This window comes from Mycobacterium sp. NGS66 (assembly GCF_059812225.1).
The window spans coordinates 141,128-161,951 of the sequence record NZ_JCALCG010000001.1 but is presented as its reverse complement, the minus strand read 5'-3'; the positions used below and the strand labels follow the sequence as shown (position 1 = coordinate 161,951).

The window sequence follows — 20,824 nt, the reverse complement described above, 5'->3', positions numbered from 1 at the left end:
CCTGCCTATGGCCGAGGCAGATGTCGTCATCACCGGAACCGTATTGACCGTCGACGAGACCCGCCCCACCGCTGAGGCGCTCGCCGTCGCCGACGGCCGCATCATTGCGGTTGGCGATCGCTCGGAAATCGACGCATTCATCGGCAGCGGCACCGAGACGATCGACATCGGCGATGGCTGCGTGATGCCGGGATTCGTTGAGGCACACGGACATCCGCTGATGGAGGCGATCGCGCTGTCCGACCGGCTCGTCGACATCCGGCCGGTCACCCTGCGCAGCGCCGACGACGTGATCACGGCGGTACACCGCGAGGTTGCTCGCCGCGGTCCCGACGGCGCTTATCTCAACGGCTGGGATCCGCTGCTGCAGAGCGGGCTACCACAGCCGACGCTGGCCTGGCTCGACGAGGTCGCACCGGACGGGCCGCTGGTGATCATGCACAACTCCGGGCACAAGGCGTTTTTCAACACACACGCCGCCCGCCGCGCAAACCTGACCCGCGACACCCCCGATCCCAAGGGAGCCAAGTTCGGCCGCGACGCGCACGGTGAGCTGGACGGCACCGCCGAGGAAACCGGCGCGGTGTTCCCGCTGCTAGCCGGCGCCATCCAGCCCAGCGACTACCCGCAGATGCTGCGCGCCGAGTGTGCCCGGCTCAACCGGGCCGGACTGACCACCTGCTCGGAGATGGCCTTCGACCCGAATTTCAAGCCGCTGGTGGAGCAGGTGCGCAGCGACCTGACCGTCCGGCTGCGCACCTACGAGATCTCCAACCCGCAAATGCGCACGGCCGCCACACCGGGCGAAGGCGACGACATGCTGCGCCAGGTCGGCATCAAAATCTGGGTGGACGGCTCGCCCTGGATCGGCAACATCGCGCTGTCGTTTCCTTACCTCGACACCGAAGCCACCCGCATCAGCGGCATACAGCCCGGTTCGTGCGGGTGCGCCAACTACACCGCCGAACAACTGCACGAAATCGTCGGCGCCTACTTCCCGCTGGGCTGGCCGATGGCGTGTCACGTCCAGGGCGACGCCGGCGTGGACACCATCCTCGACGTCTACGAAGAAGCGCTGCGCCGGCACCCGCGCGACGATCACCGGTTAAGGCTCGAGCACGTCGGCGCCATCCGGGACGACCAGATCCGCCGGGCCGTCGAACTCGGCGTCACGTGCAGCATCTTCGTCGACCAGATCCACTATTGGGGTGACATCATCGTCGACGGATTGTTCGGGCCGGAGCGCGGATCCCGTTGGATGCCTGCGGGTTCCGCGGTTGCCGCCGGCATGCGCATCTCGCTGCACAACGACCCGCCGGTCACGCCCGAGGAGCCGCTGCGCAACATCAGCGTGGCCGCGACACGCACAGCGCCGAGCGGGCGGGTGCTGGCGCCCGAGGAGCGGCTGACCGTCGAGCAGGCCATCCGCGCGCAGACCATCGACGCGGCGTGGCAGTTGTTCGCCGACGACATCATCGGCTCGCTCGAGGTGGGCAAATACGCCGACCTGGTGGTGCTGTCGGCCGACCCGCGCGCGGTGCCGCCCGAGGAGATCGCCGATCTGGACGTGCGTGCGACGTTTCTGGCGGGGCGCCAGGTTCACCGCGCGTGATGCCGCCGCTGCAGGACCTGCTGGACCGCCTGCATGTGGTGGCGCTGCCGATGCGGGTGCGATTCCGCGGCATCACGACCCGCGAAGTTGCGCTGATCGAGGGCCCCGCCGGCTGGGGGGAGTTCGGGGCATTTGTCGAGTACGCGCCGCCCGAGGCCGCGCACTGGCTCGCTTCGGGCATCGAGGCCGCCTATCGCCAGCTGCCGGCGCCGCGACGTGACCGGATCCCGATCAACGCGACCGTCCCCGCCGTCGGCGCCGCCCAGGTCAGCGAGGTGCTGGCCCGGTTTCCCGGCGCCCGCACCGCCAAGGTGAAAGTTGCCGAGCCCGGGCAGCGGCTGGCCGATGACGTCGAGCGGGTCAACGCGGTGCGGGAATTGGTCGCCACCGTGCGGGTGGACGCCAACGGGGGCTGGAGTGTCGACGAGGCAGCCGAAGCCGCGGCAGCCCTGACCGCCGACGGACCTCTGGAGTACCTCGAACAACCCTGCGCCACGGTGGCCGAATTGGCCGAGCTACGCAGCCGGGTCGACGTGCCGATCGCCGCGGACGAGAGTATCCGCAAGGCCGACGACCCGCTGGCCGTGGTCCGCGCCGGCGCCGCCGACATCGCGGTGCTGAAAGTTGCTCCGCTGGGCGGTGTTTCGGCGCTACTCGATATCGCAGCGCGGATCGACGTCCCGGTCGTGGTATCCAGCGCGCTCGATTCCGCCGTCGGCATCGCCGGTGGGCTGGCGGCCGCCGCGGCCCTACCCGAGCTGCGTCACGCCTGCGGGTTGGGCACCGGCGGACTGTTCTTGGCGGACGTGACAGCGCCCGCGGAGCCGGCCGACGGCTACCTGCCGGTTCGCCAGGTTGTGCCGGACCAGGCGCGGCTGCAGGCGCTGGCCGCGCCGGAGCAGCGACGGCGCTGGTGGATTGACCGGGTCAAGGCGTGCTATCCGCTGCTTGTACCGTCGTTCGGGTGATCAACCTGGCTTACGAAGACAAGGGGACTGGCGAGCCGGTTGTCTTTATCGCCGGCCACGGCGGCCTCGGACGAACCTGGCAACCCCATCAGGTCCCGGCGTTCCTGGCCGCGGGCTATCGCTGCATCACGTTCGACAACCGTGGGGTTGGTGCCACCGAGAACGCCGAGGGTTTCACCACCGAGACGATGGTCGCCGACACCGCGGCGCTGATCGAATCCCTCGACGCCGCGCCGGCGCGCATCGTCGCGTTGTCGATGGGCTCCTTCATCGCCCAGGAACTCATGGTGGCGCGGCCTGAGCTGGTGAGTGCGGCCGTGTTGATGGCCACCCGCGGGCGCCTGGACCGAACCCGCCGGTTCTTCCACGAGGCCGAAGCGGAGCTGTATGACTCCGGCACCCTGCTGCCGCCCCTGGCCGACGCGAAAAACCGCTTGTTGGAGAACTTTTCACCCAAGACGCTCAATGACGACAACGCCGTCGCCGACTGGATCGGCATGTTCACCATGTGGCCGGTCAAGCCCACGCCCGGGTCGCGCTGCCAGCTCGAGGTCGCCCCAACGACCAATCGGTTGCCCGCCTACGGCAGCATCACGGCGCCGGTGCTGGTGATCGGCTTCGCCGACGACGTCGTGACGCCGGCGCATCTGTGCCGCGAGGTCGCCGACGCCATACCCAATGGCCGGTATCTACACGTTCCGGAGGCCGGGCATCTCGGCTTCTTCGAGAAGCCGGACGTCGTCAACGACGCCGCGTTGCGGTTCTTCGCGAGCGTCAAGGCCTGACAGCCGGAACGGTAGATTACACCTTTAGCAGGTGTATTCTTACTTAATGGCATTGAACATCAAGGACGCGGAGACCGAACGCCTAGCCACCGAACTTGCGGCCCGCCTGAAGATCAACAAGACCGCTGCCATCCGCCACGCTCTCCGGACGCAACTCGCGCTGCTCGAATCGCGAAACCACGAGCGTCTCGATCAGGCCATCGAGATGCTCCGCTGCGAAATCTGGCCGCTCACAGCACATTCCACGCCCATAACCAAGAAGGACCGAGAAGACATCCTTGGCTACGACGAGCGCGGATTCAACGCGTGATCGTCGACACCTCGGCCATCATCGCACTTGCCCAAAACGAGCCGACGGCAACGGATGTCGTCGCGGCGCTGATTCGCGACCGGCATCCGGTCATTGCTGCGCCCACCGCAACCGAATGCCTTATCGTGCTCACCAGCCGATTCGGACCAACCGGTCGCACCATTTACGAGCGGCTTCGCGCGGAATTCAATATCAGCGTCACCCCTTACACCGAAGACCATGTCGTTCCCGCGCTGCAAGCATTCACCCGATTCGGCAAAGGACGGCACGCAGCGGGGCTGAACTTCGGTGACTGCATGACGTACGCGGCTGCGCGCGTGAGCGGTGAGCCGCTGCTGGCGGTGGGCGAAGACTTCCCTCACACAGATCTCGAATTCGACGGAGGCGTCCTCGGCTACTGGCCAACCTCGCCAAATCGCTGAGCGTGATGTCGGCTCCCACCGGCGCAAGCCGCGGTTATGACACCCTGTACTGATGAACCCCTCGACGACACAGGCTCGCGTTGTCGTCGACGAGCTGATCCGCGGCGGCGTCCGCGACGTGGTGCTGTGCCCCGGCTCGCGCAACGCGCCGCTGGCATTCGCGCTGCAGGACGCCGACCGCGCCGGCCGGATCCGGTTGCACGTCCGCATCGACGAACGCACCGCGGGCTATCTGGCCATCGGGCTGGCGATTGCGGCCGGCGCGCCGGTCTGCGTCGCGATGACGTCGGGCACCGCCGTGGCCAACCTGGGCCCGGCGGTGGTGGAGGCCAACTACGCGCGCGTGCCGTTGATCGTGCTGTCGGCCAACCGGCCCTACGAATTGCTGGGAACCGGGGCCAACCAGACCATGGAGCAGCTGGGCTATTTCGGCACCCAGGTACGCGCCACCATCAGCCTGGGCCTCGCGGAGGACGCGCCGGAGCGGCTGGATGCCCTCAACGCGACCTGGCGCTCGGCCACCTGCCGGGTCTTGGTGGCCGCCACCGGTGCCCGGACCGCCAACGCCGGGCCGGTGCATTTCGACGTCCCGCTGCGCGAGCCGCTGGTGCCCGATCCCGAACCGCACGGCGCGCCGACTCCGCCGGGCCGGCCGGGCGGCAAGCCGTGGACGCATACGCCGCCGGTCAGCTTCGATCAGCCCTTGGACATCGACCTGTCGGCCGACACCGTCGTGATCGCCGGGCACGGCGCGGGCGTGCATCCCAACCTGGCCCAGCTGCCCACCGTCGCCGAGCCCACGGCACCCTCACCCCCCGGTGGCGGCAACCCCCTGCACCCGCTGGCCCTGACGCTGCTGCGCCCCAGGCAGGTGATCATGCTGGGCCGCCCCACGTTGCACCGGCCGGTGTCGGCGCTGCTGGCCGACCCCAAAGTGCCCGTGTACGCGCTGACCACCGGGCCGCGCTGGCCCGACGTCTCGGGCAACTCGCAGGCCACCGGGACTCGCGCTGTCATTACCGGGACGCCGAACCCGGCCTGGCTGCGCCGCTGCGCGGAGATGAACCGGCACGCGATAGCGGCGGTTCGCGGCCAGCTCGCCGCACACCCGCTGACCACGGGTCTGCACGTCGCAGCGGCGGTGGCCGACGCGCTTCGGCCCGGCGACCAGCTGGTGCTCGGCGCGTCCAACCCGGTGCGCGATGCGGCCCTGGTCGGCCTCAAAACCGACGGCATCCTGGTGCGGTCCAACCGCGGCGTGGCGGGCATCGACGGCACCGTCTCCACCGCGATCGGGGCGGCTTTGGCGCATGAGCGGACGGGTGGGCCGGACAGCCCCGCCCGCACCGTAGCGCTGATCGGCGACCTGACCTTCGTCCACGACAGCTCCGGGCTGCTGATCGGCCCCACCGAGCCGACACCGGCGCACCTGACGATCGTGGTGTCCAACGACAACGGCGGCGGCATCTTCGAGCTACTCGAACAGGGCGACCCCAGGTTCTCCGACGTGTCATCGCGGATCTTCGGCACCCCGCACGACGTCGACGTGGGCGCGTTGTGCCGCGCCTACCACGTGGAGAGCCGACAGATCGAGGTCGACGAGCTCGCAACGGCCCTCGACGAACCCGCGTCGGGCATGCGGGTGCTGGAAGTCAAGGCCGACCGGTCTTCGTTGCGCGGCCTGCACGCCGCCATCAAGGCTGCGCTATGAGGGCGCGATGAAGTCGCCGAAACTGCTGCTGCGCATGCTGATCCACGGCCGTACGGACGAGCCGCCGAAAACCCGCGCCCGGATCGTGCTGCGGTGGGCCCGGATCGCGGTCCTGATCGTGACGGGTCTGGTCACCTTGCAGTCGGTGCTGTTGGTGGCCGGCGCCTGGCGTAACGACTTGGCGATCAAACACAACATGGGAGTGGCGCAAGCGGAGGTGCTCAGCGCTGGGCCGCGGCGCTCCACCATCGAGTTCGTCACCCCGGAACGGGTGACCTATCGACCCGAACTTGGAGTGCTGTATCCGTCCGAGTTGGCCACGGGTATGCGGATCTACGTCGAGTACAACAAGAACGACCCGAACCTGGTCCGGGTGCAGCACCGCAACGCGGGATTGGCGATCATCCCGGCGGGTTCTATCGCCGTCGTCTGCTGGCTGGGCGCCGCGGCTGTGCTGGTGATGCTCGCCCTGGTGGACCGGCGGCTGGACCGTCGATCAACCGGCACGCCCAGCACGGCAACCTGACGAGATTTCGCGCGCCGTATGCCCGTCGGCAATCTTGTCGACAGTTAGTGCTGCGACCGTGGTGGCGTGCGCGTTGCGATCGTCGCCGAGTCGTTTCTTCCGAATGTCAACGGCGTCAGCAACTCCGTGCTGCGGATACTGGAGCACCTGCGCCGAACCGGGCATGAAGCCCTGGTGATCGCGCCCGACAACCCGCCGGGTGAGCCCCGTGCCCCGCGAATTCACGACGGTGTGCGAGTTCATCGGGTGCCGGCCCGGATGTTTCCCAAGGTGACCACCCTGCCGCTCGGTGTGCCAACACCGCGAATCGTCGGTGTGCTACGCGGATTCAATCCCGACGTGGTCCATCTGGCATCGCCCGCGCTGCTCGGTTATGGCGGGCTGCGCGCGGCGCGCCGGCTGGGGGTGCCGACGGTGGCGGTCTATCAAACCGACGTACCAGGATTCGCCGCGAGCTATGGCATTCCGATGGCTGCCCGGGCCGCATGGGCGTGGTTCCGCCATTTGCACGGCCTCGCCGACCGCACCTTGGCTCCGTCCAGTGCGACGATGGAAACGCTTCTCGCCCAAGGGTTTCCGCGCGTGCACCGATGGGCGCGCGGGGTGGACGTGCTGCGCTTCGCGCCGTCGGCGCGGGACGAGGCGCTGCGACGACGGTGGTCGCCGCGGGGTAAGCCGATCGTCGGATTCGTCGGTCGGCTTGCACCGGAGAAGCATGTCGAACGGCTGGCCGTGCTGGCGGCGTGCGACGCGGTGCAACTGGTCATCGTCGGCGACGGCATCGACCGGGGCAAGCTGCAATCCGCAATGCCCACAGCGGTTTTCACGGGTGCGCTGTATGGCGCGGAACTCGCCACGGCGTATGCCAGCATGGACGTCTTCGTGCACACCGGTGAGCACGAGACGTTTTGTCAGGTCGTGCAGGAAGCGCTGGCGTCGGGGCTGCCGGTGATCGCCCCCGACGCCGGCGGACCACGCGACCTCGTCACACCAGGCCGCACCGGAATTTTGTTGCCGGTCAACGATTTCGAGCAACGACTCCCCGCTGCGGTCAACCATCTGGTTTCCGAACGCCGCGGCTATGCAGCCGCCGCGCGGCGCAGCGTGCTCGGGCGCAGCTGGCCGGTCATTTGCGACGAGCTGCTGGGCCACTATGACGCGGTCATGTCACCGGCCGCACGGATACGGCTTTCCTGGCGGCGATCCGCGTAGGCCGCCTTATCCCTGAGCCAATTCGGCGACCGGCTGCCACTGCTCCCAATTACGCAGCCGGCTCTCGTATTCCGCCTTGGCCAGTTGCAGTGGCAGAGCTCTTCGATGAAGCCGAACTCGGCATAACCGGCGTTGTTCACCACGACGTCCAGCCGGCCGAAATGTTCGTGTGCTTGCTTGACCGCCGCGAAGTCCGCTGCCCGGTCCGTGACGTCCAGCCGGATGGGTAACAGGGCGTCCCCGTGCTTGTCGACCAGGTCGTCCAGCGTCGCGGCATCGCGTGCCGTCGCGGCAACCTTGTCGCCCCGCTCCAGCGCCGCAATCGTCCACTGCCGGCCGAACCCACGCGATGTACCGGTGATAAACCAAACCTTTTCGCTCACGCAGTGTTTCAACGTCGTCGCCGTCGCCGCATTCCCGCGAAGGTCAAACCTCGACGCAAGCGCCCACGGCCGCCCAAGGTAGCGTCTTCCTGGTGAGTCGCGCGGACCTGGACAAAGACCCTCGCGACGTCGCGTCGATGTTCGACGGTGTGGCCCGTCGCTACGACCTCACCAATACCGTGCTCTCGCTCGGTCAGGACCGCTACTGGCGGCGAGCCACCCGCGCAGCGTTGCGGATCGGCCCCGGCGACCGGGTGCTCGACCTGGCGGCGGGCACGGCCGTGTCGACGGTTGAGCTGGCGAAATCCGGCGCATGGTGCGTGGCAGCGGATTTTTCGGTCGGAATGCTCGCGGCGGGGGCAGCGCGAACGGTGCCGAAGGTGGCTGGCGACGCCACCAAGCTGCCATTCGACGACGGCGTGTTTGACGCCGTGACCATCAGCTTCGGACTCCGCAATGTCGTCGACCACCGCAAAGCGCTGCGCGAGATGGCCCGGGTCACCCGCCCCGGTGGCCGTTTGGTGGTGTGTGAGTTCGCCACCCCGACCAACCGCGCGTTCGCCACGGTCTACAAGGAGTACCTGATGCGGGCGCTGCCCCGGCTGGCCCAGGCGGTGTCGAGCAACCCCGAGGCATACGTGTACCTGGCGGAATCGATCAGAGCGTGGCCGGACCAGCCCACCCTGGCGCGCCAGATTTCACAGGCCGGATGGTCGGCGGTGCGCTGGCGCAATCTGACCGGCGGCATCGTCGCCTTGCACGCCGCCGTCAAGGCCTAGCGGTCCTTACTGATGCCCGACCTGCTGCAGGCGGTCCACATGCTCGGGGCAGTAATGGTCGATCGCCGCACCCAGGAACTGGAACGCCTGACCCTGGGTGGTGCCTCGCGGCAGGTTGCGTTGGATGAACGTGGCCGACTTGTACGCGTCGGTGTCTACACCCCGGTCCATCCGGTCACAGCTGATCTTGGCCAGCCAGGCGTTGTAGTCCTGGGGGCCGTAGATGCCGTACTGGTGGAGCTGGGCGTTGAACGGGGCGTCGTAGTCGTCAGCCAATGCCGGCGCGGCTAGTGCGATCGCAGCGGCCGCCGTGGCACCGATGGTAGCCAGCCTCATGCCCTTCATTAGCGGGACTATACACCGGCAGTATCAGCCCAGGTGCGCCGTCAACAACCAGCCGCCGACAGAGCTGAAGCCGTTGGGTTCTTCGCGGACGTCGAACATCGGTGGCAGGCCGCCGAACTCGGGAGAGAACTTCGAGTACAGCCGCGCCGGCCTGACGTCGTCGATGACCCAGTACTTGGAGACCACCTCGCGCAGCTCTTCCTCGGTGACCGCGTTGATCGGGCCTTCCGGTACGGCCGCTCTGTCGAAGACGAGCACGAAGTACGACGCGCCCGGCGCGGCCGCCCGGACGATCGACTGCTGATATCCCTCGCGGAGCTCGACCGGCATCGAGTGGAACAGCGTGCTGTCCACGATGGTGTTGAACCGACCCGCCGAACCTGGCGGGTAGGCGCTGAAATCGCTGATGTCTGCCACCGCGAAGCTCGCGTTGGTCAAGCCGCGTCGCTCCGCTTCACGACGGGCCAGCTCGATGGCGGTGGGAGACATGTCCAGGCCGACGGTGGTATGCCCTCGTTCGGCCAGCGCCAGCGAAATGGCGCCCTCCCCGCAGCCGGCGTCGAGCACGTCGCCGTGAAACTTGCCCTGCTCGATCAGGGCAGCCAGTTCGGGCTGCGGTTCCCCCAGGCTCCAGGGCGGCCGCACGCCCTCTCCGAGTCGGGCGGATTCGCCGCGATATGCCGTTTCGAATTCAAAGTCAAGTTCAGTCATACCGTCCTGTATATCAACCCGCTTGATATATGTCAATCACCTTGATACCGGCGAGCAGACGCAAAATTACCCAAAATTAGCCGTTTTCAGGCAATTTTGCGTCTGCTCGTCACAGGTTCGCCACCCTTAACTGAACGGGGGACGACGGTCGATCAGCCGCGACGCGCGACCGCCGCCCCGCCATATCCGGGCCACCCAGTCGGCGTCGTCGTCGGTGACCAGGTTGGCCATCACCCGCACGGCAATCGTCATCAGCCTTGTCGAGCGCATCGCCACCGGCCCGGTCGCGGGCAGGAAGCGCTGAAACGTCAGCAACAACGCCAGCCGGCGCGCCACCGAGAACCCGCGCGCGTAGTGGTGCGCCAGCAGCGACGGCCATACCCGCGACAGATCGCGCGAGTCCAGCAGCTCGGCAGCGAACCGTCCCGTCTCCAGGCCGTAGTCGATGCCCTCGCCGTTGAGCGGGTTGACGCAGGCCGCCGCGTCGCCGATCAGCATCCAATTCGGCCCGGCCACCCCAGACACCGCGCCGCCCATCGGCAGCAACGCCGACGACACCGCCCGCGGCGGGCCGTCGAAACCCCACTCGTCTCGGCGCAGGTCGGTGTAATACGAGATCAACGGCCGCAGCGCCAGGTCGGCCTGTCGTTTGGTGGTCGACAGCGCCCCGACGCCGATGTTCACCTCGCCGTCGCCCAGCGGAAAAATCCAGCCGTAGCCCGGCAGCACCGCCCCGTCGGGGGAGCGCAGTTCCAGATGCGAGGTCAGCCACGGCTCGTCGCCGCGCGGCGTGGTCAGGTAGCCGCGGGCAGCGACGCCGTAGACCGTCTCCTGATGCCATCGCCGGCCCAGCTTGCGGCCCAGCGAAGACCGGGCGCCGTCGGCGACGATCAACTGCCGACAACCCACCTCCGTGCCGTCGGCCAGCGTCAGCGAAACCACTCGCCGAGACGAATCATGATGCACCGCAACGGCTTTGGTGCCCAGCAGCATGCGTGCCCCGGAATCCTCGGCGACCTTGCGGATCCGGTCGTCCAGTTCCACGCGGGCCACCGCGCTGCTGTACGACGGGAACGACGGGCCGGGCCATCGGACCTCCACCTCGCCGCCGAATCCGCTCATCCGCAGGCCGCGATGCCGGATACGGCCGTTCAGCCAGTCGCCCAGGCCCAGCCGTTCCAGCTCGGCGATCGCGCGCGGGGTGAGTCCGTCGCCGCAGGCCTTGTCACGGGGGAAGCCGGCCGAGTCGATGACGAGCACGTCGCTGCCCGCCCGCGCAGCCCAGGCCGCCGCCGCCGATCCGGCCGGTCCGGCGCCCACGACCACCACGTCAGCGCTGCTCTTCATATTCACCAGTATGTTGGTCGGGTGGGGACTCCGGCGACGGTGGTGGCGGGCGTGGACTTCGGCGACGCCGCATTCGCCGCTACCGTGCGGGACGGTGTCGCGCGGATTGAGCAGCTCATGGACACCGAGCTGCGCAGCGCCGACGAGGTGATGATCGATTCGCTGCTGCACCTGTTCAAGGCCGGCGGCAAACGGTTCAGGCCGCTGTTCACCGTGCTGTCCGCGCACAGCGGGCCCAACCCGGACGCCTGGGAGGTGACGCTCGCCGGCGCGGTCATCGAGATGATCCACCTGGCGACGCTGTACCACGACGACGTGATGGACGAGGCCGAGGTGCGCCGGGGCACGCCGACGGCGAACGTGCGCTGGGGGAACAACGTCGCCATCTTGGCCGGCGATTATCTGCTGGCGACGGCGTCGCGGCTGGTATCGCGGCTGGGGCCGGAGGCGGTGCGGATCGTCGCCGACACCTTCGCCCAGCTGGTGACCGGCCAGATGCGCGAAACCCGCGGGGTGGCCGACGGGGTCGATTCGGTTGAGCACTACCTGAAGGTGGTGTACGAGAAGACGGCTTGCCTGATCGCCGCCGCCGGCAAATTCGGGGGCATGTTCTCCGGCGCCGACGACGAACACGTCGAACGGCTGAGCCGGCTCGGCGGCTATGTGGGCACCGCATTCCAGATCTCCGACGACATCATCGACATCGACAGCGACTCCGAGGAGTCCGGAAAGCTGCCCGGCACCGACGTACGTGAAGGTGTACATACCCTGCCGATGCTGTATGCGCTGGGCGATGCCGGGCCCGAGGCCGAGCGGCTGCGCTCGCTGCTGTCCGGGCCCGTCGACGACGACACGGAGGTGCTCGAGGCGCTGACGCTGTTGCGGGCGTCGCGAGGCATGGCCAAGGCCAAGGAAGTGCTGGCTGAGTATGCGGCGAAGGCACGCTACGAACTGGCCTTATTGCCTGACGGCCCCGGTCGGCGCGCACTGGAAGCGCTGGTCGACTACACGGTCAGCCGGCACGGCTGAGAGCCGGCGGAACCTCAGCGGCGACCCCGGGCGTTGATTAGCTGTAATGCGAAAAGACCCAGGTGTTCGTAGGAGGACACACTGATGACCTGGCATCCCCATGCCAACAGGCTGAAGACGTTCGTCCTGCTGGTCGGTATGTCCGCGTTGATCGTGTTCGTAGGCCGATTGTTCGGGCCGACGATGATGTGGCTGGCGGTGCTGTTCGCCGTCGGAATGAACGCTTTCGTCTATTTCAACAGCGACAAGCTGGCGTTGCGGGCGATGCACGCGCAGCCGGTTTCCGAGCTGCAGGAGCCGACGATGTATCGCATCGTGCGGGAGCTGGCCACCACCGCGCACCAGCCGATGCCGCGGCTGTACATCAGCTACACCAACGCCCCCAACGCGTTCGCTACCGGGCGCAACCCGCGCAACGCCGCGGTGTGCTGCACCGAGGGCATCCTGCAGCTGCTCAATGAACGAGAGCTGCGCGCCGTGCTGGGCCACGAGCTGTCGCACGTCTACAACCGCGACGTCCTGATCTCCTGCGTCGCGGGCGCGTTGGCGTCGGTGATCACCGCGCTGTCCTACATAGCGATGTTCTTCGGCGGCGACAACCGCGATGGCGAGAATCCCTTTGCGCTGCTGCTGGTTTCGTTGCTGGGCCCCATCGCGGCCACGGTGGTGAAGCTGGCGGTGTCGCGATCACGGGAGTATCAGGCCGACGAATCGGGTGCCGTGCTGACCGGTGACCCGCTGGCCCTGGCGTCGGCGCTGCGCAAGATCGCCGGCGGCGTGCAGATGGCCCCGCTGCCGCCCGAACCGCAGCTGGCCAGCCAGGCGCACCTGATGATCGCCAACCCGTTCCGCGCGGGTGAGCGGATGTCGTCGTTGTTCTCGACGCACCCACCAATCGAGGACCGCATCCGTCGTCTGGAGGCGATGGCGCGCGGGTAGTCCGGGCTTTTGCGTCTGCTCGGCGGACTCTACTGTGGTTTCAATGCCCAACCCTGAATCAATGGATATCCACGAAGCCGGACTGTCATTGGATCTGCCCGATTTGGTGTTCGAGACGCGCGTCGGTGCGAATATGACCCAGGCCGAGCTGGCCACTGCGCTCGGCACGAGCCAGGAGGCGGTGGCCGCCTGGGAGAGCGGAGCCGAGGTGCCGCGCGTCGACGAGCTGGCGCGGCTGGCAAAGGTATGCGGCAAGCGGCTGCATCTCAGCATCGAGGTTGAGTCCTCGCATTAGTCTCGGCGCTACCCTAGGCCGACGTTTCGGGGCCCTCGTGGTCGACCAGATCGTGCATCGTCCGGCGAGCGTGGTTGCCGGTATGGATTCCGCCTTGGATATGAACGGTCCCTCCCGCGGCGCGGTGGTGGCGCTGCCAGTCCGCGATCGCCTCATGGGCGGCGTGATCGAGGTAGATGACCGACATGATGACGGTGACCGTCTTGTCGTCCGGGATAGATGTCAGCACCCGGGTCAGCCGGGGCAGGGAGAGAAAGGTGCACGCCCCCTCGATGACCACGCGCCATTCGTCACCCACAGCTTCGGCCTCGATAGTTGTACGCATTACCCGCCATGCGGTCAGTGCGATGGCAAAAGCGAGACCGATCAGGACGCCCTGCATGAGATTGAGGAAGACGACGCCGATGACGGTCACCACGTATACGGCCAGGTCCCCGTTGCGCATGGCGGTTTCTATGTGGGCCGGCTGCAGCAACCTGATTCCGACGAAAACGAGCAGACCGGCAAGCGCGGCAGCGGGGATCTGCTGGATGAGCCCCGCGAAAAACAGTGTGAAAACGAGGATCCACACGCTGTGCATGATCGTTGAAGCGCGGGTTCGAGCGCCCGCGTGAATATTGGCGGAGCTGCGAACGATCGCGGCGGCGATCGGAAGGCCGCCGATCATCCCGGATGTCATGTTTGCGATGCCTTGCGCGGCCAGCTCCCGGTCCAGCTTGGTCCGTGGCCCTTGGTGCATTCTGTCGATCGAAACGGCGCCCAGCAGGCTCTCGACGGTTGCGATGAAGGCGACGGTGACAACGCTGATCGCGACGGCGCCCCACTTGCCGTCGGGCAGGGCCGGCAATTGGAACGCATCCAGGGGAGACCCCTTGAGCGTGATCCGGGCGACGTCGAACGGGAATACCGCCGAGACGATGGTCGCTACCACGATGGCTACCAGCGGACCTGGAACGACAGCCAACTTGGCGGGTGCCCAGCGCCAGGCGACCATGATGGCGATCACCAACAATCCCAGGAACGCTCCGGGCTTGTGCGCGGCGATGATTTGGCCCGGCAGCTCAACGACGTTCGCCCACGATGAGGTGTGCGACTCGCCGCCCAGCAAAACGTGTACTTGTTGAAGGGTGATGGTGATTCCGATGCCGGCCAACATCGCATGCACAACGACAGGCGAGATCGCCAGTACCACTCGCGCAATCCGGCTGATACCGAAGATGAGCTGCAGAACGCCCGCTGCCACTGTGATAAAACAGGTCACCCGCCAACCGAACTGGGCGATCAGGCCCACCGAAACGACCATCATCCCATTCGCGGGACCACTGACTGCCAGCGGTGACCCGCCAATGGTTCCGACGACGATCCCCCCGACGACTGCCGAAATCAGGCCGGCGAGCACCGGCGCGTCCGAGGCGATCGCGATCCCCACGGACAACGGGAGCGCGATCAGGAAAACCACTATCGACGCGGGCAGGTCGTGCTGCGCGACTGATTTCAGCCGGTGAGCTAACGTCGCCGACGTGCGCTCTTCTCGGTCTGGAGTGTCCCGCTCTTCGGTGGGCTGCATTGGTAAATCCCCCGCTGGCTATTGCTGGGGACGGTCCGCCCCGCACCAGGTTCGTTCGTATCGATGCTTGGCTTACTAGCAAACACAAACCGCGGCTGAGCTTTTCGCCGGCGCCTGGCTGCTGCCCCGACGGTATTGGCGCGGCCAAAAAGGGTCAAGCTGTCGAGCCGGGCACATACGAGATGCAAATGAACGGTGGCATAACTGCCGAATACGGTGAACGCGGGAAGGACTAGAACCCTGAGCCGTGTACCTCGTGGCCCGGGGTTTCGGCGATCAGGCCCTCATACGCCTGCTGAGCGGTCGAGCCGTGGTTGATCACCGCGTCGACTTCGCGTGCGATCGGCATACGCAGACCGAACTCGTCGGCGAATTCCATGATCACGCTGGCGGCCTTGACTCCCTCGGCAACCTGATTCATAGCGGCGATGATCTCGTCGATCGGCTTGCCCGCACCGAGTTGCTCGCCGACGTGCCGGTTTCGGCTGCGCTGGCTGGTGCAGGTGACGATGAGGTCGCCCAGGCCGGCAAGCCCTGGGAAGGTCTCGGCCTTGCCGCCCACCGCCACGCCAAGTTTCGTCATCTCGCGCAACGAGCGTGCGATCAGCAATGCGCGGGTGTTTTCGCCGATGCCCCCCGAGTAACCCATCCCGACGGCGATGGCGAAAACGTTCTTCAACGCGCCGGCCATCTCGACGCCGATGACATCGTCGGTGGTGTAGACCCGGAATCGCCGAGTCCGGAACAACTCCGAAAGCCGGGTGGCCAGATGCTGGTCGGGCATCGCCAGCACGGCCGCGGCTGCGTAGCCTTCGGCCACCTCGCGGGCGATGTTGGGCCCGGCCAGGATGCCTGCCGGATGGCCGGGCAGCACCTCCTCGACGATCTGCGACATCCGCATGTTGGTGCCCTGCTCGAGGCCCTTGACCAGTGACACCACCGGCACCCAGGGCCGCAGCTCTTTGGCCAGCTCGGTGAGCACGCCGCGGAAGCCGTGCGACGGCACGCCCATCACGACGACGTCGGCGGCATGAGCGGCTTCGGCGAAGTCGGTAGTGGCCCGTAGGTTTTCGCTCAACACGACGTCGTTACCCAGGTAGCGGGAGTTGCGGTGGTTTTCGTTGATGTCCTTGGCGGTGGCCTCGGAACGCACCCACTGCAGCGTCGGTGCGCGGCGCGCACAGATTGACGCCACCGTGGTTCCCCAGGAACCACCACCAAGGACAACGACTTTGGGTACGCGCTGCTCAGCTGCCATGAAGCTCAGCGTATTGCCGAACGCTGCCGAACACCATCGCCTCCTCGATACGGTCGAACTTGTAATCGATGGCGTCGGCGAAGTAGTTCTGCCGCACATTCCACGGACGCCGGGTGCCGGACTTGGGCAGCGCGTGCAGCGCCCGCTTCACGTAGTTCGCCTGGATGTCCCAGGACGGCTTTTCGGCCATCGGCTGATCGCCCAGGTGTGGATAGGCGTGCGTGTAGCCGTGAGAAGCCATGTACGCCAACAGCTTTGCCGTCGCGCGCGCGGTGATGTCGGCACGCAGCGTCCAGGATGCATTCGTGTAGCCCACACACCAGAACAGGTTGGGCACATCCTCGAGCATGTGGGCCTTGTAGACGAAGCGGTCCCGGGTGTTGATCTCCATGCCGTCCAGGCTGATCGTTGCGCCGCCGAGCGCCTGGAGCTGCAGACCCGTGGCGGTGACGATGATGTCGGCGTCGAGATGCTCACCGGATTGCAGGGCGATACCTGTCGCGTCGATGTGGTCGATGTGATCGGTGAGCACCTCGGCCCTGCCCTCGCTGATCGTGGTGTACAAATCGGCGTCTGGGATGAGGCACATCCGCTGGTCCCACGGGTTGTACCGCGGCTTGAAGTGCGTGTCGACGTCGTAGCCGTCGGGCAGGTTGGTGACAGCAGTACGGCGCAGCAGCCACTTCACGAAAGCCGGTACCTTGCGGGACAAGAACCAGATGAGCCCTTCCAGCAACGCGGCCCACATCCGGATGACCAAGTGGGAGGCCTTGGGCGGCAATACTTTACGCGCGACGGCGGCAACCCGGCTGTATTTGGATGCCGAAATCATGTAGGTCGGCGAGCGCTGCAGCATGGTTACCTTGTCGGCGCGCTCGGACAACGACGGGATCAGCGTGACCGCGGTGGCCCCGCTGCCGATCACCACGACCTTCTTGCCGGTGTAGTCCAAGTCCTCCGGCCAGTGCTGGGGATGGACGACGGTGCCCCCGAACTGCTCGATGCCGGGAAAGTCCGGGGTGTAGCCCTCGTCGTAGTTGTAGTAGCCGCTGCCGAAGAACACGAAGCGGCTGCGGTACTGCTTGCGCACCCCGCCCTGTTCGAAGGTCACCGTCCAGGTGTCGGTGCCCGAATCCCAGTCCGCCGAGCGGACGTAGCTGTCGAACTGGATGTGACGGTCGATGCCGTACTTGTGCGCGGTGGCGGTCAGGTACTCGCGGATGTGGTCGCCGTCAGCGACGCCTTCCTTGCGCGGCCACGGCTCGTAGGGGAAGGAGAGGGTGAAAATGCTGCTGTCGGAGCGCACGCCCGGATAGCGGAACAGATCCCAGGTGCCGCCGATCCGCTCGCGCCGTTCCAGGATGGTGTAGCTCAGCTGCGGATTGCGCTCGGTGATCCGATAAGCCGCGCCGATGCCCGAGATACCGGCGCCGACAATGATGACGTCGAAGTAATCCGCTTCCTGGGGGTTCAATGTCATTGCCTACCTCGCTCTACCGGTAGTTCACAAACTGCAGCGCCACGTCTAAATCGGCCTTCTTCAGCATCGCGATGACGGCTTGCAGGTCGTCGCGCTTCTTGCTGGTGACCCGGACCTCGTCGCCCTGGATCTGCGTCTTGACGTTCTTGGGTCCCTCGTCGCGGATGAGTTTGGTGATCTTCTTGGCGTTCTCGCTGCTGATGCCCTGCTTGAGGGTGCCGGTGACCTTGTAGGTCTTGCCGGAGGCCTGTGGCTCGCCCGCGTCGAAGGCCTTCAGTGAGATGTCGCGGCGGATCAGCTTCTCCTTGAAGACGTCGACGGCGGCCTTGACGCGCTCCTCGGTGGACGACGTCAGCTCGACGGCCTCGTCGCCCTTCCAGGCGATCTTGGTGTCGGTGCCGCGGAAATCGAAACGTGTGGCCAGCTCCTTGGCCGCCTGGTTGAGCGCGTTATCGACTTCCTGCCGGTCCACCTTGCTGACGATGTCGAACGATGAGTCCGCCATTCGATGCCTCCCTCCTTCAGGGCCTCTTTCGGGTAACGCCCGTTTGTGCACTGTCTACCCGCTCGTTGTAACCTGTCTGGCGGCAGGTTGCCCGAGCGGCCAATGGGAGCGGACTGTAAATCCGTCGCGAAAGCTACACAGGTTCGAATCCTGTACCTGCCACCAACAGGTCAGGGGGTGTTTCTGGCCAGCACAACCGGTTCGGATACCTTGACCGTCCGCAGAGCGTCCGCAGTGGTTTCAACGGCGGCGTCGAAAGCGCTGGCTACGGCGTCAAGGTCATCGGGGAAAAGGTGGCCATATCGGTCCAGTGTGAGCACTGCTGTCTTGTGGCCTAGAAGCTTCTGCACCACCTTGACGTTGGCTCCCGCGCTGATCGCCAGAGACGCACATGTATGCCTCAGGTCATGCAGCCGAACCCCGCCGCAGCCGTCGACGGCGGCTGTGGCTTTCTGGAAGGTGTAGCGGGCCCGGGCCAGCGTCAGGAAGCCGTCAGTGCGTACCGAGGGGAACACCAGCGCCGCGCCGTCTTAGGTAGCCGGTCAGACTCCGCTATGAGTTCCACACGGACTTAGGGCCGGGCAACGAAGTCAACGTTAGAGCCTCCTAAAACCCCACGGAATCCCGTTGCCATGTCCTCAGAAGCTGTAGGAAACCTCTAACGAATTGGCAAATTGCGGCGACTTCTGAAAGGTTCGAGCCGGCAGCCCTGTCCGTCGGGGCGTTCTAACCGAGTTGCCCATGTTGGGATGCTGGTCGGACACTTGCCCCGAGCTGGCAGCCCTAACCGCCCTCTCGCCGCTGTTGAGGGTTTCGCCACCCAGGACCTGCGTGGGGAAGAAATGACCAGAGGCCGTCAAATCCAGCATCCTGATCTAGGACTCGAGGAGTTGTCCCGGCGGCACTTGAAGCGCCTCAGCGAGGTCGTAAAGGCGTTCAAAGAGCAATCCCCGTCGGCCATGTTCCAGGTCGATGAGGACGTTTCGCGTCACGCCTGACATCAAGGCGAGTTTCTCTTGGGTGAGGCCCCGCTCGGTGCGGAGTGCACGGATCCGATTCCCAACCTCTCGGCGGCGGAGTTCCCAAGCGGCCACGCGCTCAGGGTCGTTCTGGCTGGGGCGCGTAGGCACGGCTCCCAGTAGTTGGTCAAAAGCAACCCGTGTCTGCCCTACTAGTAGTACTCTGACCTCTCGCAATGCTTTGGGCCTGCAGTCCGCGGTCGAAGCAGCGCGTCGTTCGAAAGGGGCGAGATATGAAGGCTATTGCAGTAGCAATCGCAACCCTGATTGCCATGTTGCTGCTGGGCTCTGGCACCGCCAACGCTGGTTGCCAGACCCAGTGCTACAACGCTGGGAACACCGGCTATCACTGCGTGACAAGCTGCACCTGAGGAACGCTGGCCTGCAAGGGGTCATCTGACACGACTCGACTGCTATGGCGCGTGTGGAATTAGCCGTTAGTGCCATCCCGCCAACTCGGCCCTCGACGTCAAGCGCATGCTCGAGTTAACGCTGACGCCAAATTCGCAATGGCGGTTTGATTGCCTTCCCAACGGAACAGCTGTGATGGTGTGTGTGAAAAGTATGACCACCCAGGGCGTTGCGACAATGACGTGTACCACCGCGGGCTCCGTCTGCCCGGGCGGGAACAACGCCATTGTTTTACTTGGTGCCAGTTAAGCATCGCGGTGTCCGCCCGATGTACCACCAAGAAGCGTTAGGGCCGATGAAGAAAAAACTACTGGCAGCGGCAGCCGGATTGATCTTCGCGCCTGTCCTGGAGATAGGAGCGGCCTACGCTGACGATAGTAAATACACTGCCTGTGTTAACGCAGGCATCGACATGAACAACTGCCACCTCATCATTAATCAGGCTACGGAAACTAACGCCTGCAATATGGAAGTTGGAAACGGGAATCTGGTACAGGCCTTTCTCATCCGCCAGGGCTACAGCGAACAGATGGCGCGGGTTGGTGCCGCCATCGCCTGTAGCTGACGAGCGCGACTGTCGATCCCCAACAATAGAACACTCCACAAGGCACGCTCGGCAACGCGATTCGTTGGTTCGGTGGCTTCTTGTCTTGACGCTGGCGTTCGCCGCCGGGGACGGGGCTCTGCTTACCACGATCCATGTGGCGTGTCCCCGGTGAATGAGTCCGCCTTGTTTTAGAGTCCTGTGGCCCCGGGTGGGGCCGGAAGGGACGATGAATCACATGGCTGGCCGGAAGAAGCATTCCGCTGAGGACGTGCTGCGTAAGCTGCGCCGCGCCGATGAGTTCGCCGCGGCGGGCAAGACCAATGAAGAGATCGCGGCCGAGCTGGAGGTGTCGGCGGCCACGCTGTACAACTGGCGACGCAGTTATGGCGGCATGGACGTGGACGCGGCAAAGGAACTCAAAGAACTGCGGGAACAGAACACCCGCCTCAAGCGGCTGCTGGCGGAGGCCGAGCTGGAAAAAGACGCCCTGCGGGAGGTCGCCAAGGGAAAATTCTGAGCCCGGACGCCAAACGCCGCGCTGTGGACATCATCTGACGAATTCAAGAAGTCGATGAGAGCCGCCGAAGCGCTCGTCGAAGCGGCACGACGAGCCGAGGCTAGCGCGGGGAGCGGCGGCGAGGAGTAATGCGGGCAATTCTCAAA

The 20,824-nt window shown here is 65.9% G+C and carries 22 protein-coding genes, 1 tRNA gene and 2 pseudogenes; 15 read left to right on the top strand and 10 right to left on the bottom strand.

The annotated features are described in order from the left end of the window. The first annotated feature begins 7 nt into the window (after nucleotides 1-7). From AC5Y2L_RS00775 to AC5Y2L_RS00740, 8 genes are all read left to right on the top strand, one after another. Nucleotides 8-1,612, top strand: coding sequence for an amidohydrolase (locus AC5Y2L_RS00775; RefSeq protein ID WP_499938568.1), 1,605 nt, complete (start codon nucleotides 8-10; stop codon nucleotides 1,610-1,612). Then, complete coding sequence (locus tag AC5Y2L_RS00770) at nucleotides 1,612-2,580, top strand: o-succinylbenzoate synthase (protein WP_499938566.1); 969 nt, start codon at nucleotides 1,612-1,614, stop codon at nucleotides 2,578-2,580. The genes AC5Y2L_RS00775 and AC5Y2L_RS00770 overlap by 1 nt, the downstream gene beginning before the upstream one ends. Next, a complete protein-coding gene (locus tag AC5Y2L_RS00765) occupies nucleotides 2,577-3,365 on the top strand; it encodes an alpha/beta fold hydrolase (protein ID WP_499938564.1) in 789 nt (262 codons plus the stop codon). Before AC5Y2L_RS00770 ends, AC5Y2L_RS00765 begins: the two co-directional genes overlap by 4 nt. A 46-nt stretch (nucleotides 3,366-3,411) precedes the next feature. Continuing rightward, the gene (locus AC5Y2L_RS00760; protein WP_499938562.1) at nucleotides 3,412-3,675 is read left to right on the top strand and encodes a type II toxin-antitoxin system VapB family antitoxin; all 264 of its coding nucleotides are present in this window, start codon (nucleotides 3,412-3,414) and stop codon (nucleotides 3,673-3,675) included. Next, entirely contained in the window at nucleotides 3,672-4,097 is a 426-nt protein-coding gene (locus tag AC5Y2L_RS00755; RefSeq protein WP_499938560.1) for a type II toxin-antitoxin system VapC family toxin, read from the top strand. The genes AC5Y2L_RS00760 and AC5Y2L_RS00755 overlap by 4 nt, the downstream gene beginning before the upstream one ends. A 52-nt stretch (nucleotides 4,098-4,149) precedes the next feature. Continuing rightward, entirely contained in the window at nucleotides 4,150-5,808 is a 1,659-nt protein-coding gene (menD, locus tag AC5Y2L_RS00750) for a 2-succinyl-5-enolpyruvyl-6-hydroxy-3-cyclohexene-1-carboxylic-acid synthase (protein WP_499938558.1), read from the top strand. A gap of 7 nt (nucleotides 5,809-5,815) precedes the next feature. Next, complete coding sequence (locus AC5Y2L_RS00745) at nucleotides 5,816-6,334, top strand: DUF3592 domain-containing protein (RefSeq protein WP_499938556.1); 519 nt, start codon at nucleotides 5,816-5,818, stop codon at nucleotides 6,332-6,334. 66 nt (nucleotides 6,335-6,400) lie between these two features. After that, nucleotides 6,401-7,546, top strand: a complete 1,146-nt coding sequence (locus AC5Y2L_RS00740) for a glycosyltransferase family 4 protein (RefSeq protein WP_499938554.1) — start codon at nucleotides 6,401-6,403, stop codon at nucleotides 7,544-7,546. Nucleotides 7,547-7,641: 95 nt separating this feature from the next. On the opposite strand, the pseudogene AC5Y2L_RS00735 reads toward AC5Y2L_RS00740, so the two are convergent. After that, nucleotides 7,642-7,929 (bottom strand): annotated as a pseudogene (locus tag AC5Y2L_RS00735) (SDR family NAD(P)-dependent oxidoreductase); the annotation flags it as partial. Between the two features lie 92 nt (nucleotides 7,930-8,021). On the opposite strand from AC5Y2L_RS00735, the gene AC5Y2L_RS00730 reads away from it, so the two are divergent. After that, nucleotides 8,022-8,708: a demethylmenaquinone methyltransferase gene (locus AC5Y2L_RS00730; RefSeq protein ID WP_499938552.1), complete on the top strand. Its 687-nt coding sequence runs from the start codon at nucleotides 8,022-8,024 to the stop codon at nucleotides 8,706-8,708. Nucleotides 8,709-8,714: 6 nt separating this feature from the next. On the opposite strand, the gene AC5Y2L_RS00725 is transcribed toward AC5Y2L_RS00730, so the two are convergent. From AC5Y2L_RS00725 to menJ, 3 genes are all read right to left on the bottom strand, one after another. After that, nucleotides 8,715-9,053, bottom strand: coding sequence for a DUF732 domain-containing protein (locus tag AC5Y2L_RS00725; RefSeq protein ID WP_499938550.1), 339 nt, complete (start codon nucleotides 9,051-9,053; stop codon nucleotides 8,715-8,717). Nucleotides 9,054-9,077: 24 nt separating this feature from the next. Continuing rightward, nucleotides 9,078-9,764, bottom strand: a complete 687-nt coding sequence (locus AC5Y2L_RS00720; RefSeq protein ID WP_499938548.1) for a class I SAM-dependent methyltransferase — start codon at nucleotides 9,762-9,764, stop codon at nucleotides 9,078-9,080. A 126-nt stretch (nucleotides 9,765-9,890) separates the two neighbouring features. Next, on the bottom strand, nucleotides 9,891-11,111 hold the full coding sequence (gene menJ, locus AC5Y2L_RS00715) for a menaquinone reductase MenJ (RefSeq protein WP_499938546.1): 1,221 nt from the start codon (nucleotides 11,109-11,111) through the stop codon (nucleotides 9,891-9,893). 21 nt (nucleotides 11,112-11,132) lie between these two features. Between menJ and grcC1 the strand changes: the two genes are divergently transcribed. The 3 genes from grcC1 to AC5Y2L_RS00700 all read left to right on the top strand — a co-directional run bounded on the left by grcC1 (nucleotide 11,133) and on the right by AC5Y2L_RS00700 (nucleotide 13,374). Next, nucleotides 11,133-12,140, top strand: coding sequence for a nonaprenyl/(2E,6E)-farnesyl/geranylgeranyl diphosphat synthase (gene grcC1 / locus AC5Y2L_RS00710; protein ID WP_499938544.1), 1,008 nt, complete (start codon nucleotides 11,133-11,135; stop codon nucleotides 12,138-12,140). An 84-nt stretch (nucleotides 12,141-12,224) separates the two neighbouring features. Continuing rightward, nucleotides 12,225-13,079: a zinc metalloprotease HtpX gene (gene htpX, locus AC5Y2L_RS00705; protein WP_499938543.1), complete on the top strand. Its 855-nt coding sequence runs from the start codon at nucleotides 12,225-12,227 to the stop codon at nucleotides 13,077-13,079. 61 nt (nucleotides 13,080-13,140) lie between these two features. Then, nucleotides 13,141-13,374, top strand: coding sequence for a helix-turn-helix transcriptional regulator (locus tag AC5Y2L_RS00700; protein WP_499938542.1), 234 nt, complete (start codon nucleotides 13,141-13,143; stop codon nucleotides 13,372-13,374). A 13-nt stretch (nucleotides 13,375-13,387) separates the two neighbouring features. Here the strand turns inward: AC5Y2L_RS00700 and AC5Y2L_RS00695 are convergent, their stop codons facing one another. The 4 genes from AC5Y2L_RS00695 to AC5Y2L_RS00680 all read right to left on the bottom strand — a co-directional run bounded on the left by AC5Y2L_RS00695 (nucleotide 13,388) and on the right by AC5Y2L_RS00680 (nucleotide 18,184). Then, nucleotides 13,388-14,941: a SulP family inorganic anion transporter gene (locus tag AC5Y2L_RS00695; protein WP_499938540.1), complete on the bottom strand. Its 1,554-nt coding sequence runs from the start codon at nucleotides 14,939-14,941 to the stop codon at nucleotides 13,388-13,390. A gap of 232 nt (nucleotides 14,942-15,173) precedes the next feature. Continuing rightward, on the bottom strand, nucleotides 15,174-16,199 hold the full coding sequence (locus AC5Y2L_RS00690; protein WP_499938539.1) for an NAD(P)H-dependent glycerol-3-phosphate dehydrogenase: 1,026 nt from the start codon (nucleotides 16,197-16,199) through the stop codon (nucleotides 15,174-15,176). Next, a complete protein-coding gene (locus AC5Y2L_RS00685; protein WP_499938537.1) occupies nucleotides 16,189-17,679 on the bottom strand; it encodes a flavin-containing monooxygenase in 1,491 nt (496 codons plus the stop codon). The genes AC5Y2L_RS00690 and AC5Y2L_RS00685 overlap by 11 nt, the downstream gene beginning before the upstream one ends. 13 nt (nucleotides 17,680-17,692) lie before the next feature. Further along, nucleotides 17,693-18,184, bottom strand: a complete 492-nt coding sequence (locus AC5Y2L_RS00680; RefSeq protein WP_499938535.1) for a YajQ family cyclic di-GMP-binding protein — start codon at nucleotides 18,182-18,184, stop codon at nucleotides 17,693-17,695. Nucleotides 18,185-18,265: 81 nt separating this feature from the next. Here AC5Y2L_RS00680 and AC5Y2L_RS00675 point away from each other — a divergent pair. Continuing rightward, a tRNA-Tyr gene (locus AC5Y2L_RS00675) sits at nucleotides 18,266-18,349 on the top strand. A 5-nt stretch (nucleotides 18,350-18,354) separates the two neighbouring features. Here the strand turns inward: AC5Y2L_RS00675 and AC5Y2L_RS00670 are convergent. Together AC5Y2L_RS00670 and AC5Y2L_RS00665 are read right to left on the bottom strand one after the other, a co-directional pair. Beyond that, a pseudogene (locus tag AC5Y2L_RS00670) lies at nucleotides 18,355-18,705 on the bottom strand (tyrosine-type recombinase/integrase); the annotation flags it as partial. Between the two features lie 354 nt (nucleotides 18,706-19,059). Beyond that, nucleotides 19,060-19,314 carry a helix-turn-helix domain-containing protein gene (locus AC5Y2L_RS00665; protein WP_499938534.1) on the bottom strand — a complete coding sequence of 85 codons (255 nt, stop codon included), beginning with the start codon at nucleotides 19,312-19,314 and terminating at the stop codon, nucleotides 19,060-19,062. A 568-nt stretch (nucleotides 19,315-19,882) separates the two neighbouring features. On the opposite strand from AC5Y2L_RS00665, the gene AC5Y2L_RS00660 reads away from it, so the two are divergent. Together AC5Y2L_RS00660 and AC5Y2L_RS00655 are read left to right on the top strand one after the other, a co-directional pair. Further along, on the top strand, nucleotides 19,883-20,179 hold the full coding sequence (locus AC5Y2L_RS00660) for a hypothetical protein (RefSeq protein ID WP_499943414.1): 297 nt from the start codon (nucleotides 19,883-19,885) through the stop codon (nucleotides 20,177-20,179). 217 nt (nucleotides 20,180-20,396) lie between these two features. Beyond that, nucleotides 20,397-20,678 carry a transposase gene (locus AC5Y2L_RS00655; RefSeq protein WP_499938530.1) on the top strand — a complete coding sequence of 94 codons (282 nt, stop codon included), beginning with the start codon at nucleotides 20,397-20,399 and terminating at the stop codon, nucleotides 20,676-20,678. Nucleotides 20,679-20,824 lie beyond the last annotated feature (146 nt).